Origin of the sequence: Stenotrophomonas sp. HMSC10F07, from assembly GCF_001807895.1 — a bacterium.
In the GTDB taxonomy this organism is placed as follows: domain Bacteria; phylum Pseudomonadota; class Gammaproteobacteria; order Xanthomonadales; family Xanthomonadaceae; genus Stenotrophomonas; species Stenotrophomonas sepilia.
In genome coordinates this window covers 1-13,115 of sequence record NZ_KV791409.1, presented here as the reverse complement: position 1 = coordinate 13,115, position 13,115 = coordinate 1, and the positions used below count along the sequence as shown (strand labels likewise).

Below are 13,115 nucleotides of genomic sequence, written 5' to 3'. Positions count from 1 at the left end.
GGGGACGGAGGGAATTAAGTCGTTTGTGCACAAATGACTTAATTCCCTCCGTCCCCTTTTTCTCAGGCGGTACGCGCCAGCGCCAGCCGCAGCAGCCGCGCGTCCAAGCGTTCGGCGAAGTCTTTCGGTGCCTGCAGGCCCATGCGCTGCAGGTATACGGCATCGCCGTCGCCGGCCGGTTGCCGCAGCGCTGCCCAGACGGTGCGCAGCTTGTCGCTGCGGGTCTGCGTGTTGGCCTTCAGCCATACCAGCGCTTTGACCAGCACCTGCTCGATCTCGTTGAAGTCGCTGCCCAGCGGGTAGTCCGGCAGGCTGCCATCGGCACGGAATGGAGCCAGTGCCGCGGCCAGTGCCTGCGGCGTGTTGCGCTGCTGGCGCTGCGGGTCGGGCTGGGACACCGCCAGCAGCTTGCGCGAGGCGTGTGCCTGCTGCAGCAGATCGCCCTGGAAGGGCGCTTCAGTGATCGCGGTCATCGCATGCACGCAGTCTTCGTCGGTCAGGCCGCGCAGATCGGCGATGCCGTATTCGTTGAGGTAGATGTCGCGCAGGTGGCGCGGGATGGTGGTGTGGCCGTAGTTCCAGCGCACGTTCGATTCCCGGTGGCCCTTGTCATCGCGTGCGGCACGGAACATCAGCACGCTGCGCGCTTCCGGCAGGGCATGTGCCATCGCCACGAAGTTGTACTGGCCGCCCACGCCGGACACCACGCGTCCATCGTCCAGCGCGTCCGACACCGCCGCGCCGAGCGCGGTAGCCATCATGCAGGAATTGAAGAAACGCGCATGGCGGCGCTGCAGGCGCTCCAGTGCCTCGTTACCGCCATACAGCTGGTTGATCTCGCTGATGCGGCGCATGCCGATCGCACGGCATTCGTCTTCCGGCAGCGTGCGCAGCCACTCGTAGAACTCCGGTGAGCCCAGGTAGAACGCACCATGCAGGTACTCGCCTTCGGCGGCCAGGGTGGCATGGTCGATGGACAGCGTGCTGCCATTTTCGATGCGTTGCATCAGCGCCAGGTCGTCGTGCACCTTGCGCTTGATCACCCCGGTCTGCACCAGCCTGCGGAAGCCCTCGTTGAGCATCTCGCTGCAGCCGTACAGTCCCACTTCGAACGGGTCCATGCCGCCGATCTCCTGCACCAGCGGGTGGCTGGCCAGCTGCGGATCAAGTGCATGCAGCACGCGGCGATAGCGCGCGTTGTCGGTGTGGCGCAGCACCAGCGCATGGCTGAGCGCGTCGGCCAGCGTGCCGATGCCGATTTGCAGGGTGCCGCCGTCGCGCACCAGGGTGCTGGCATACAGGCCGATGGCGTAGTCGGCATCGCCGACCGGCTGCCGCGGCAGCCCGAACAGCGCCGGGTACGGTGGCGGTGGGGTGATCACCAGATCGAAGAACGACACATCGACCGTCGCCGAGCCGGCCAGGTAGGGCAGCTGCGGATCGATCTCGGCGATCAGCAACGGGCGCGGCAGGCCGCGCGCGGTCATCGCATCGAGCGTGTCCTGGGTGATGTCGTTGTTGCACGACAGCGAAAGCCGGCGGTCATTCGGCCGCATCGCCACCTTCTGCACGATCACCTGCGGTGCGCGCTGAGCGACCGCATCGGCGGCGTGGGTGTAGTTCAGGCTGGTATAGCTGGATTGCGCCTGCCGCGAACCGAGCAGGGCGCCGGACTGCATGTAGAACTCTTCCACCTGCACGTGCGCTGGCAACGCGTCGCGCGCGATCGCATCGGCATAGGCCAGGCGCGGGAAATCGTCGCCGAAGTGGCGCTGCGCAAACGGCGCCAGGAAGCGTGCCTCCAGGCCGTTGCCACGCGCCTTCGGCGGATTCAACGACAGCGCGGTATACAGCTGCAGCGGCCGTGAGGGATCGTGCTCGACGCGTGCATACAGGGCGTTGAGCAGCCGATGTGGCTTGCCCAGCGCCAGCGGTGCCCCGATCCGCAGCGGCCCGTCCACGCGCGCTAACAACCAGTCGACGGCGGCGTCCAGGTCGGTGAGGTGTTCGGTCATGCGTGGCGGTCCTGCGTGCGGGGGAGTGCGGGCATTACAGCATGTCGGGCTTGAACCGCCGTCGACGCGAGACTTCCACGCCGGACACCATGAACTGCCCGTCGCCGCGGTAATGCACCGTGCGCGGCAGTTTCGGCCGGGGCGCAACATGGGCGCGCACGATCTCCCAGATGAACAGATTGCTCGACGCCACCTGGCTGTCGTCGTACAACCGGCATTCGAAGTTCGAGTGGCACTGCCCGACCAGCGGCGCGCCGACCTCGCGCGCGGGCAGCGCATCGAGCCCGAAACGGGCGAACTTGTCGACCTCGCGGCCGCTGCAGTTGCCGATGTCCACCACGGTATCGAGCAGTTCCACGCCGGGTACGTTGATCACGCACTCGCCACTGCCGACGGCCAGTGCATGGCTGTGGTTTTCATTCCACAGGTAGGTGGCGACCAGTGACGGCGAGAAGCCCATCACCATGTGCCAGCCCATCGTCATCAGGTTGTGCTGGCCGCGCCAGGCGGTGCTGACCAGCACGATCGGGCCGGGTTCGAGGAAGCGGCGGGCCTGCTCGACCGGGAACTCCTTCTTGGGAAGCGCTTTCATCCGAGGCCTCGGCCGGGAGGGCTCGATGCTGGCGCAAAGCCGATGAATCCGGAGTCGAGGGGCTTGACAGCCGGTTCGATTACGCGCGTAATCGAGCTGTCGATTACGGATGTAAATCATGACCCCGATCAGCGAAGCCGAAGCCGTTGTGATGGAGGTGCTGTGGCATCAGGCACCGCGTAGTGCCGATGACGTGGTGGCCGCGCTGGCCCACCGCGACTGGGCCGAGCCGACCATCAAGACCCTGCTCAACCGCCTGCTGACCAAGGGCGCGATCGCCGCCGAGCGCGATGGCCGGCGCTATCTGTATCGCCCGCTGTTGCAGCGCCAGGTGTGGGTGGAGGCGCAGAGCCAGGACTTCATCGGCCGTGTCTTCGAAGGGCGCGTGGCGCCGCTGGTCGCGCACTTCAGCGAACGCGGCCAGTTGAGCGCACAGGACATCGCCGAACTGAAGAAGCTGATCCAGGAGCTGGACCATGACTGAGCTGCTCGGTGGACTGTGGCAGGCCAGCGTGTGGCTGGCCATGGGGGTGATCCTGCTGGCCGTGCTGCGACCGCTGCTGGTGTGGGTGGGGGGCGCTGGACTGGCTTATCGCAGCTGGTGGTTGTTGCCGATGCTGCTGGTGACCTTGCTGCTGCCGTTGCCGCAGGCTGCGCTGTTGCAGCACGTGCCGACAGTGCTGCTGAAAGTCGAGCCAGGGGCCGTGGACGAACTGGCAGGGCCGTCGCTGCCATGGGCACCGCTGTTGCTGCTGGCATGGGCGCTGGGCATGGGCATCTGCCTGCTGCGCGACCTGCGCGCACAGCGTCGTTTCGAACGGCGCATGGGCCCGCTGAAGCCGCGCGCCGATGGCAGCTGGCAGGCCAGTGGTGACCCAGGCCTGCCAGCACTGGTTGGCCTGTGGCGGCCGCGAATCGTGGTTGGCCCGGACTTCGATCAACAGTTCAGCGCACAGGAACAGGGGCTGATCCTGCAGCACGAGCGCAGCCACCGCCGCAATGGCGATCACTGGGCCAATGGTGCGTTGCTGCTTATGCGTGCGGTGTTCTGGTTCCACCCGCTGGTGCTCTGGGCTGCACGCTGCTTCCTGCGCGACCAGGAACTGGCCTGCGATGCCCGCACCATCGCCCCGCAGCCTGCGCTGCGCGGGCTTTACGCCAGCACGCTGCTGAAGGCGCAGCTGGTCCACCCGGTTGCGCCAGCGGTCTGCCATTGGCGCAGCCAACCCGTGTTGAAGGAGCGTATCGCCATGTTGAAGCAGTCCAAGCGGAAGGCATTGCCGTGGGTATCGGGGCAGGTGCTGGTCGTCGGGTTGTGCCTGGGAATGGGCGCAGTAGCGTGGGCCAGCCAGGGCGATGCGATGGCTGGCCGCCCGGCAGCGGCGGTCATGGATCGGGAGATCCAGGTCGTCAAGATGCCACCGCCTTCCTATCCGAAATCCGCGGTCGAGGAGCGCCAGGTGGGCGTGGTGAACCTGCGCGTGGAAGTGGATGCCAGCGGCCAACCCACCGATGTCAGGGTGCTCAGTGCCACCAATCCGGGCGTGTTCGACGCGGTGTCGATCACCGCAGCGCGCAGCTGGACCTATCGGCCGGCGATGAGGAACGGCAAGCCGGTGGCAGGCGCAGTGAAGATTCCGATCACCTTTGCGATGGACAACAGCGAGGACGCCCAGTGAAGTCCGCGCCGCTGCTCGTGGTGGCAGCGCTGGTGGGGTGTGCGAGCCAGGAACGGCTGGCCACCGTGCACACCCGCAGCGAGAATGTCGGCCACCAGCGACTGCAGCCGCAGGCGGGCGGTGGCAGTGGGCAGTTGCAGGCGTATTCGCTGGGTGCGACCGAGGGCTACCGGATGCCGCAGTTGTACGCGGCACCGGACCCGGAGGTCGGCGATCGTGACCCGCGTGCGGAACTGGCGCCGACCACGATCTGCCTGCAGGTGGTGGTTGATGCCAACGGCGTCGTCGAGCGCAGCCTGCCATTGACCGATCGCCCGGAGTGCGCGGCAGGTGCTGCGGGCGAGAATGCGCCCCTGCTGCAGGCTGCGCAGGAGGCCGTGGCGATGTGGAAGTACTCGTCCGCAGCGGTCTGCCACTTCGCGGCTGGCAAGGTGCCTGCCGACCGCGGTGACTGCCGGGGCGCCGAACGGGTCGAGCCGGTGGCGGTCACCCTGCAGTACGCCTTCACCTTCGAGATCGTGAGGGGCCAGCATGTGGTGCGCACGCAGGGAAAATGAACGCTCGCGGTCCGTGATGGAAACCGATGGCGCCGGGCTCTGCCCGGCGTACGTCAGGCCCCGCCCTGGATGTTGGCCTTCACCGCCGGTTGCATCAGCTTCGGTTCTTCCAGCGTAGCATCGCGGGCCTGGCGCACGCTGACGAACTCTGCCTCGGCCACGCCGTCATGCACGTGGATGTTGTGCGCGCGCTGTTCACCGATGGTGGTTTCGTTGGCGAAATCACGGCCCCCCGGGCCGTAGTCGTGGCAGACGAAAACCCGGGTGGTATCGGGCAGCGCCAGTAGGCGCTGGATCGAGCGATACAGCTGCGCGGCATCGCCACCCGGGAAATCGCAGCGTGCGGTGCCGCCGTCGGGCATGAACAGCGAATCGCCGGTGAACAGCGCATCGCCGATCAGGTAGGCGATGCTGTCGCTGGTGTGGCCGGGCACGGCGATCACCTGTCCTTGCAGCTCGCCAATGGCAAAGGCTTCGCCGTCGCTGAACAGGTGATCGAAGATCTCATCGGCGGCCGGAAGCTGCAGGCCATAGCGCGGCGCGAACGTGGCTTGCACCGCGCGGATACCTTCACCGATGGCCAGCGTGGCCTGCGGGAAGCGCTGCTTGAGCCGGCGCCCGGCCGACACGTGGTCCGCATGGGCATGGGTTTCCAGCAGCCAGCGCAGCTGCAAGCCTTGCTGTTCGATGGCCTGCAATGCGGCATGCAGCGGCGCTTCACTGCTGGCGTCGGTATCCGGGTCGTAGTCCAGGACCGGATCGATCAGCGCCGCATCACCGCTGGCCGGATCGCTGACCAGGTAGCTGAAGGTATTGCTGTCACGGTGGAAGAACGACTGCACCTGGACCGGCATCGGAACTCTCCTCAGCGCGTGCCGAGCACGCGGTTCAGCAACTGCGCCAGGTTCTCGCCGGCCAGTCGCAGCTGCGCTTCGGCCAGCGGCCGGTAGCGCTCGGTGTATTCGTCACCGATTTTACGCGTGGCCGGATAAACGCCAGCTTGCATGGAAATGCGGCAGCTGGCCTCGGCCCAGGTCTGTGGGTCGCGCTGCGGGTTGGACTGGCGCGCCAGCTTCGGTGCGCGCTGGCTCTGCAGCAGCGGCAGGTAGCCGGCGTCGTCCAGCTTGCGGGTGTTGAGCATGCCGCTGTCCCACAGCGAGTGCAGGTTGGTACCGCGGTTGCCGAACTGCAGCTGGAAATCGTTGCCGCCCTTGTCATGAGCGTAACCGGCATGCATCGGCTGGTGGATGTCGCCGACCAGGTGCACGACGAACTTCAGTGCCTGCAGGCGCTCGCCATCGGTCAGGCTGCGGTCGCCCAGGATGGCGCTCTGTGCTTTCAGGGCCTCGACGATGCAGTTGCCGTTCCTGCAGTGCTTCGGTGCTTCGTAATGGCAGTCGTCTTCGGCGATGTTGACGTAGTGCCAGCCGGCCGAACGACGGCCCAGGCCGGGGTCCTTGGCGCGCAGCTGGTCGGCCCACGGCGCGATGCTGGCCAGGGTGGCGTCCGCTTCGGTGGCCAGCAGGCGGTCCACTTCGGCGCGGGCGGCGGGGTTGAGGCGGGCGTCGGCGACTTCGGCAACCAGGCGGTGGCCTTGCGCGCCCCAGGCATGGGCGGGGGCGGAGACGGACAGCAGGGCCGGCGCCAGGGCGGCGGCGAGGAGCAGGGAGTGCAGGGCTTTCATGCACATATTCTAGCGGGGTAGGCGGATTGAAGAGCGGCGCGTTCCTGTCTGCTGGGGGCTGGCTGCAGGGGCAGGCGCTGCGGGACACGTTGCAAGTACGTCCCTGTAAGCTCGGCCGCGGCATTCATGCCGCGGACGGTCCCGCAGCGCCTGCCCCTGCAGCCCCATCCAACATGGCTGCGGAGGCGGATGCAAACGTCAAAGGCAACATCAAGAACAAATGCAGGATCAAAATCCGCCTTTTGCAATTGCAGGCAACCATTACGCCTCGGATGTACAGGCTCTGCTCCCCGCCTCGCCCCAGCTCCGGAACCGCTTCAGTCCCAGGCACAAAAAAGCCCCGGCAATCACCGGGGCAACATGCTGCGAGGGTTTTGCGTATAGCGGGGGAGCGGGGGGCGAAGCCCCCCGCACTCAACACACCGCTTTAGAACTTGAAGACGTACGAAGCGCCGTAGACCAGCGGATCGATGTTGACGGTGCCGATCTTCTCGCCGTTCAACTTCACCTTGCTGTCGATGTCGATCCAGCGCATGTCCACGCGCAGGGCGCCCTTCTCGCCGATCGCGAAGTCGATGCCCGCATGCGCGGCCAGGCCCCACGAATCCTGCAGCTTCAGCTTGCTGCCGGCCAATGCACCGGTGGTATCTTCGCTGAAGAAGGTGGTGTAGTTCACACCTGCACCGACGAACGGCGACACCTTGCCCTTGCTGTTGAAGTGGTACTGCAGGGTCACCACCGGCGGCAGCTGCTTGGTGCTGCCGACGCGGCCCAGGCCGTTGATGTTGATGTCGTGCTTGAACGGCAGTGCGGCCAGCACTTCGATGCCCAGGTTGTCGGCGATGTAGTACTCGCCGGTGATGGTCGGCTTGACGTCGTTGTCGACGTCGACCTTCAGGGTGCCGCCGGCCAGCCAGCCGTTGTTCGACTTCGGCGCCACCTGGTGCACGCCGGCCGAAACGGTCCAGTCGCCCTTGGACTGGGCCATGGCCGGGGCGGCGGCGAGGGACAGGGCGGCGGCCAGGCTGGCCACGATCAGGGAGGAGGTCTTGCGCATGGGGGTGTTCTCGTTGCTGGGTGGATGGCGACAGTCTCGGCCTCACGCCGCGCTAACGCTTTGATCCGGATCAAATCCTGTCCGCCGACCTGCTGGCGGCCCGGCCTGGCCCACGGTGGCCAGCCACGGCCTGCTAGACTTGTGGGCCCTATCCATCCCGCCGCACCCGTCGCGGCTGCAGGAGCTTGAGAAATGGCAATCAAGGTTGGTATCAACGGTTTCGGTCGCATCGGGCGTAACGTCCTGCGCTCGGCGGTGCTGAACTTCGGCGACGACATCGAAATCGTGGCCATCAACGATCTGCTGGAGCCGGATTACCTGGCCTACATGCTCAAGTACGACTCCGTGCACGGCCGCTTCAAGGCCGATGTGGCGGTGCAGGGCAACGACCTGCTGGTCAACGGCAAGAAGATCCGCCTGACCCAGGAACGCGACCCGGCCAACCTGAAGTGGGACGAAGTCGGCGCCGACGTGGTGCTGGAAGCCACCGGCCTGTTCCTGACCAAGGAAACCGCGCAGAAGCACATCGATGCCGGCGCCAGGAAGGTCATCATGTCGGCCCCGTCGAAGGACGACACGCCGATGTTCGTGTTCGGCGTGAACGACAAGACCTATGCTGGCCAGGCAATCATCTCCAACGCGTCGTGCACCACCAACTGCCTGGCTCCGCTGGCCAAGGTCATCAATGACAAGTGGGGCATCAAGCGCGGCCTGATGACCACCGTGCATGCGGCCACCGCCACCCAGAAGACCGTCGATGGCCCGTCCAACAAGGACTGGCGCGGCGGCCGTGGCATCCTGGAAAACATCATTCCCTCGTCCACCGGTGCGGCCAAGGCCGTCGGCGTGGTCATCCCGGAACTGAACAAGAAGCTGACCGGCATGAGCTTCCGCGTCCCGACCTCGGACGTGTCGGTGGTCGACCTGACCGTCGAGCTGGAGAAGGAAGCCACCTACGCCGAGATCTGCGCTGAAGTGAAGGCACAGAGCGAAGGCGCGCTGAAGGGCATCCTCGGCTACACCGAAGACAAGGTCGTGGCCACCGATTTCCGCGGCGAGACCTGCACCTCGGTGTTCGACGCCGACGCCGGCATCGCCCTGGACGGCACCTTCGTCAAGCTGGTGACCTGGTACGACAACGAGTGGGGCTACTCCAACAAGTGCCTGGAAATGGCCAAGGTCATCGCCGCCAAGTAAGGCCGGTGTAGATCGCAGACGGACCCCGGCCTGGCCGGGGTTCGTCGTTTATGGGACCCACCCTGTCGTAGCATGGGGCGGTCGACCGCCGCCGCTGGGGCGCGGGATCGCATTGGAAGCACGCAATGGAAGCACTGATAGCCCTGGTCGTACTGGTTCTTCTGGCCATCCCGCTGTTGCTGGTGGTCGCGCTGGTGATGATTGCCGGCCTGCGCCGCCGCGTCGCTGCGCTGGAAAGCGCGATGGCCGCCGCGCCGGCCGCCGTCAGGCCGGCCGCCACCGCACCCGCGCCTGAACGGCCTGTGGCCGCACCTGCCGCCAGCGCTGATCCGCCGTTCCTGCGGCCGGCCGCCGCTGCTGCTGCTGCGCCTCAGCCCCCGCAGCCACCGGTGCGCGAAGCAACGGCCACCGAGGTGCCTGTCCCCCGTCCTGCTGCGCCACCGCCGGTGCCGCCGGTGCCGGTGCAGCCGCCGCTGCCTTCCGAACCGGCACTGCCCAATGTCATCGAGCGTGGCGTCGGTGCGGTCAAGCGCTGGTTCACCGAAGGCAACGTGCCGGTCAAGATCGGCATGCTGGTGCTGCTGGCCGGTGTCGCGGCACTGCTGAAGTACGTCAGCGACCAGGGCTGGCTGGTGTTGCCGATCGAACTGCGCCTGGCCGGCATCACCGTGGCTGCGCTGGGCCTGCTGGCGTTCGGCTGGCACCAGCGCGAGCGCCGGCGCCTGTTCGCGCTGGCGTTGCAGGGCGGTGCCATCGGCGTGCTGCTGCTGACCATCTTCGCGGCATTCAAGCGCTTCGACCTGATTCCCCCGGGCGTTGCCTTCGCCAGCTCCATTGCACTGGTGGCCGGGCTGTGTGTGCTGGCGGTGGTGCAGAACTCGCGCACGCTGGCCGTGCTGGGCATCCTGGCCGGCTTCATGGCACCGCTGTGGTTGTCCACCGGCAGCGGCAACCACGTGGGGCTGTTCAGCTATTACGCCGTGCTCAATGCGGGCATCTTCGCCATTGCCTGGTTCCGCCCATGGCGCGCGCTGAACCTGCTGGGCTTCGCCTTCACCTTCGGCATCGGCACCTTCTGGGGCGTGCTGCAGTACGCACCGGACAAGTTCAGCAGCACTGAGCCGTTCCTGGTGCTGTTCTTCGTGTTCTACCTGCTGATTCCGCTGCTGTACGCGCGCCGGCAGCCGGCCGGCCGGCGCGACCTGATCGATGGCAGCCTGGTGTTCGGCACGCCGCTGGTCGCCTTCTCGCTGCAGGCGGGCATGCTGCACGCGCAACCGATGACGCTGGCACTGTGCGCGCTGGGCCTGGCCGCGATCTACGCGGTACTGGCACGGGCGCTGATCGCACGCGCGTCGTACACCATGCTGGCGCAGTCGCATGCCGTGCTTGCGGTGGGCTTCGCCACGCTGGCGGTGCCGCTGGCGCTGTCGGCGCGCGCCACCGGTGCCGTGTTTGCACTGGAAGGTGCTGGCCTGGCGTGGTTGGGGCTGCGCCAGAAGCGGTGGCTGCCGCAGGTCTCCGGCGCGTTGCTGCAGATCGGCGCCGCATTCGCCTTCGTTGCCGGTGGCGACCACTGGCACGAAGACCTGCGCTTCCTGATCAACCCGACCGCCGTTGGCGCGCTGTTGCTGGCCCTGGCCGGCTTCGCGTCGGCGTGGAGCTACCAGCGCAGGCCGCGTCATGAGGTCGCACTGGTGTATTACCTGTGGGGCCTGCTGTGGTGGCTGGGCGGCCTGGTCCATGAGATCACCCGCTTCTTCCCTTACCGCACCGAAGTGGACGCGTTGCTGGTGCTGGCCGCGGTCACTGCCTGGCTGGCGGCCGAAGCGCAGCGTCGGCAGCCAGCGCGTGCGCTGGGCGTGACCGCGCTGGCCATGCTCGCGCTGGGCTTCCCGCTGGCCCTGATGCAGAGCGATGCACACCACCAGCCGTTCGCCGGCCACGGCGCGCTGGCCTGGACGGTGTTCGCGGTACTGGGCGTGCGTACCCTGCTGTGCCTGCGCCAAGGCGGCGATACCGTGGCCCGCATCGCGCAGTTCCTGTGGTGGCTGCTGTGGCCGTCGCTGCTTTCGTTGCTGGCCTTGTGGGGTAGTGGCGAGGCCGGCCTGGCGCAGGGTTGGACGACCCTGCTGGTGACCTTGCCGTGGCTGCTGATGGCGGCGCTGTCGCTGTGGCGCTGGAACGCATTGCGCTGGCCGCTGGGCGCGGCCTTCGACAGCGCGCGCGTCCCGCTGCAGTGCGTGCTGTTCGGCCTGCTGGCGATCGGTTGGCTGCTGGGCCAGCTGCTGCCGGGCGACGCCGCACCGCTGCTGTGGCTGCCGGTGCTGAATCCGGCCGAGATCGGCCAGTGGCTGAGCCTGCTGCTGCTGGCGCGCTGGCTGTACGGCAGTGAGGCACCGCAGGCATTGCTGAACATCCGCATGCCGCTGCTGGCACTGGCGGCCTTCCTCGCGTTGACCAGCCTGGTGCTGCATGGCGTACACCAATGGGGTGGACTGGCGTGGAATGCCTCGATGATGCGCTTCAGCCTGGCGCAGACCAGCCTGACCGTGTTGTGGAGCGTGCTGGGTGTGATTGCCTGGGTGTGGGGGTCGCGTCGCAGCCAGCGTGTGTTGTGGATGGTCGGTGCCGTGCTGATGGGCGTGGTGCTGGCCAAGCTGGTTATTGTCGATCGCCAGCACCTGGGCAACCTGCTGGGCATCGCATCGTTCATCGCCTACGGCCTGCTGTGCACGGTCGTGGGTTATCTGGCACCGGCACCGCCAAGCGCGGCGCCGACCGTGGAGGAATCGCAATGAGGAAGTGGAGCAGGGCGCTGCTGCCGGCGATGTTCGGCATGCTGGCCGCCGTCGTGGTACAGGCGGCTGATTACCGCACGCAGTATGCCGAGCAATGGCCGCTCACATTGTCCAGTGCGCAGTCCGGTGCCTACCGTATCGTGCTGGAGCCGGCGATCTACCGCCGTGCCGTGACCGCCGATCTCAGCGATCTGCAGGTGTTCAACGCGGCCAGCCAGTTGTTGCCGTCGGCACTGCTGGCGCCGGACCAGCCGCTGGCGCAGTCGCCGGTGCAGCGTGAACTGCCGTGGTTCGTGCTGCCGCCGCTGGCCGATGCACAGCGCAACGACCTGCAGCTGCTGACCGAGCGCGATACCGATGGGCGCGTGCGCCGGGTCGAAGCGCGGGTGGGTGGCGGGGCAGGGTCGAGCGGGCAGGGCGGCTGGCTGATCGACGCCAGCATGCTCGATCAGCAACCGCTGGCGGCACTGGTGCTGGACTGGAACGACAGCGGCCAGCCGCTGCAGGTGCAGGTGCAGCTGGATGCCAGTGACGACCTGCAGCACTGGCGATCGATTGGCCGCGACGTGCCGCTGGTGGATCTGCAGCGCGCCGGCAAGCGCCTGCTGCAGCGCCGCCTGCAGGTGGACGGCGCTGCACGCTACCTGCGCATCCTGGCGCAGGGCGACTCGCGCCTGCCGACCCTGCGCGGCGTACTGGCGGAACTGCCGCCAGCACCGGCCACGCTGCCCTGGGAATGGCTGTCGCTGGAGCCGACGTCGTCGGGCAAGGGCGAGTACACCTTCGAGATGGATGGCCGGTTCCCGGTGGCACGTGCCGATGTCGCCAGCACCGATAACAGCCTGGTGCAATGGACGCTGTTCAGCCGCGATGACGAGAGTGCGGAATGGCAACGTCGCAGCGCGCCGTGGATCGCCTACCAGGTGCAGCAGGGCACGCAGGGCCAGCGCCAGCAGTCGGCGGCACAGCCGCTGGGCGGGGTGCACCGCGACCGCTACTGGAAATTGGTGGCGAATCCGGCGGAAACCGCCACCGCGCCGACGCTGCGCCTGGGTTACCAGCCGGAAGTGCTGGTGTTCCTGAGCCAGGGCGCGGCGCCCTACGCACTGGCGGTGGGCAGCGCGACCGCGCGACGCACGGACGCGCCGATCGGGGTGCTGATCGAGGAACTTCGGCAGCGCAACGATCCTTCGTGGCAGCCAACACTGGCGCGCCTGGAAGGCAGCCCGGAGCTGCTGGCCGGCGATGCGGCGCTGAAGCCGCAGCGCGATTGGAAATCGTGGTTGCTGTGGGCGTTGCTGGGCCTGGGCGTACTGGTGGTGGGTGGCCTGGCGCTCAGCCTGCTTCGGCAGAAGCCTGCACCTTCGGAATAGGTTCCAGCGAACGGCGCAGCCCCTCGTGGGTGGGCGGTTGGTCGCGTAGAGCAGAAGCCGCGCTTGGCCGGCCGGGTGGGCTGGGCAGGGGCGCCGCAAGTACGTCCCTGTAGGCTTAGCCGCGCCATCCATGGCGCGGATACCCCTGCCCAGCCCACCC

The 13,115-nt window shown here is 67.3% G+C and carries 11 protein-coding genes; 6 read left to right on the top strand and 5 right to left on the bottom strand.

Annotated elements, in window-relative coordinates:
• Positions 1–62: 62 nt before the first annotated feature.
• Together HMPREF3114_RS13110 and HMPREF3114_RS13105 are read right to left on the bottom strand one after the other, a co-directional pair.
• On the bottom strand, positions 63–2,015 hold the full coding sequence (locus HMPREF3114_RS13110; protein ID WP_053498454.1) for an acetyl-CoA hydrolase/transferase C-terminal domain-containing protein: 1,953 nt from the start codon (positions 2,013–2,015) through the stop codon (positions 63–65).
• A gap of 34 nt (positions 2,016–2,049) precedes the next feature.
• Entirely contained in the window at positions 2,050–2,607 is a 558-nt protein-coding gene (locus HMPREF3114_RS13105; protein ID WP_053498452.1) for a flavin reductase family protein, read from the bottom strand.
• A gap of 118 nt (positions 2,608–2,725) precedes the next feature.
• On the opposite strand from HMPREF3114_RS13105, the gene HMPREF3114_RS13100 reads away from it, so the two are divergent.
• The 3 genes from HMPREF3114_RS13100 to HMPREF3114_RS13090 are packed head-to-tail and all read left to right on the top strand — an operon-like array spanning position 2,726 to position 4,843.
• On the top strand, positions 2,726–3,091 hold the full coding sequence (locus tag HMPREF3114_RS13100; RefSeq protein ID WP_005418895.1) for a BlaI/MecI/CopY family transcriptional regulator: 366 nt from the start codon (positions 2,726–2,728) through the stop codon (positions 3,089–3,091).
• The gene (locus HMPREF3114_RS13095) at positions 3,084–4,286 is read left to right on the top strand and encodes a M56 family metallopeptidase (protein WP_053498450.1); all 1,203 of its coding nucleotides are present in this window, start codon (positions 3,084–3,086) and stop codon (positions 4,284–4,286) included. The genes HMPREF3114_RS13100 and HMPREF3114_RS13095 overlap by 8 nt, the downstream gene beginning before the upstream one ends.
• Entirely contained in the window at positions 4,283–4,843 is a 561-nt protein-coding gene (locus HMPREF3114_RS13090) for a hypothetical protein (protein WP_053498448.1), read from the top strand. The genes HMPREF3114_RS13095 and HMPREF3114_RS13090 overlap by 4 nt, the downstream gene beginning before the upstream one ends.
• 53 nt (positions 4,844–4,896) lie before the next feature.
• Here the strand turns inward: HMPREF3114_RS13090 and HMPREF3114_RS13085 are convergent, their stop codons facing one another.
• From HMPREF3114_RS13085 to HMPREF3114_RS13075, 3 genes are all read right to left on the bottom strand, one after another.
• Positions 4,897–5,697, bottom strand: a complete 801-nt coding sequence (locus tag HMPREF3114_RS13085; protein WP_053498446.1) for an MBL fold metallo-hydrolase — start codon at positions 5,695–5,697, stop codon at positions 4,897–4,899.
• An 11-nt stretch (positions 5,698–5,708) separates the two neighbouring features.
• Entirely contained in the window at positions 5,709–6,527 is an 819-nt protein-coding gene (locus HMPREF3114_RS13080) for a S1/P1 nuclease (RefSeq protein ID WP_070489905.1), read from the bottom strand.
• Positions 6,528–6,954: 427 nt separating this feature from the next.
• Positions 6,955–7,584 (bottom strand): OmpW/AlkL family protein, encoded by a 630-nt coding sequence (locus HMPREF3114_RS13075; RefSeq protein ID WP_053498442.1) that lies wholly within the window; start codon positions 7,582–7,584, stop codon positions 6,955–6,957.
• A gap of 192 nt (positions 7,585–7,776) precedes the next feature.
• Here HMPREF3114_RS13075 and gap point away from each other — a divergent pair, with 192 nt between their 5' ends.
• The 3 genes from gap to HMPREF3114_RS13060 all read left to right on the top strand — a co-directional run bounded on the left by gap (position 7,777) and on the right by HMPREF3114_RS13060 (position 12,955).
• Entirely contained in the window at positions 7,777–8,781 is a 1,005-nt protein-coding gene (gene gap / locus HMPREF3114_RS13070) for a type I glyceraldehyde-3-phosphate dehydrogenase (RefSeq protein WP_005418885.1), read from the top strand.
• Between the two features lie 125 nt (positions 8,782–8,906).
• A complete protein-coding gene (locus HMPREF3114_RS13065) occupies positions 8,907–11,582 on the top strand; it encodes a DUF2339 domain-containing protein (RefSeq protein ID WP_070489904.1) in 2,676 nt (891 codons plus the stop codon).
• Positions 11,579–12,955 (top strand): DUF3999 domain-containing protein, encoded by a 1,377-nt coding sequence (locus HMPREF3114_RS13060; RefSeq protein WP_053501263.1) that lies wholly within the window; start codon positions 11,579–11,581, stop codon positions 12,953–12,955. Before HMPREF3114_RS13065 ends, HMPREF3114_RS13060 begins: the two co-directional genes overlap by 4 nt.
• Positions 12,956–13,115: the final 160 nt, after the last annotated feature.

Coding starts and splice junctions, on each gene's coding strand:
- gap (WP_005418885.1), top strand. CDS start 7,777: ATGGCAATCAAGGTTGGTATCAACGGTTTCGGTCGCATCGGGCGTAAC.
- HMPREF3114_RS13060 (WP_053501263.1), top strand. CDS start 11,579: ATGAGGAAGTGGAGCAGGGCGCTGCTGCCGGCGATGTTCGGCATGCTG.
- HMPREF3114_RS13105 (WP_053498452.1), bottom strand. CDS start 2,607: ATGAAAGCGCTTCCCAAGAAGGAGTTCCCGGTCGAGCAGGCCCGCCGC.
- HMPREF3114_RS13100 (WP_005418895.1), top strand. CDS start 2,726: ATGACCCCGATCAGCGAAGCCGAAGCCGTTGTGATGGAGGTGCTGTGG.
- HMPREF3114_RS13110 (WP_053498454.1), bottom strand. CDS start 2,015: ATGACCGAACACCTCACCGACCTGGACGCCGCCGTCGACTGGTTGTTA.
- HMPREF3114_RS13075 (WP_053498442.1), bottom strand. CDS start 7,584: ATGCGCAAGACCTCCTCCCTGATCGTGGCCAGCCTGGCCGCCGCCCTG.
- HMPREF3114_RS13065 (WP_070489904.1), top strand. CDS start 8,907: ATGGAAGCACTGATAGCCCTGGTCGTACTGGTTCTTCTGGCCATCCCG.
- HMPREF3114_RS13080 (WP_070489905.1), bottom strand. CDS start 6,527: ATGAAAGCCCTGCACTCCCTGCTCCTCGCCGCCGCCCTGGCGCCGGCC.
- HMPREF3114_RS13085 (WP_053498446.1), bottom strand. CDS start 5,697: ATGCCGGTCCAGGTGCAGTCGTTCTTCCACCGTGACAGCAATACCTTC.
- HMPREF3114_RS13095 (WP_053498450.1), top strand. CDS start 3,084: ATGACTGAGCTGCTCGGTGGACTGTGGCAGGCCAGCGTGTGGCTGGCC.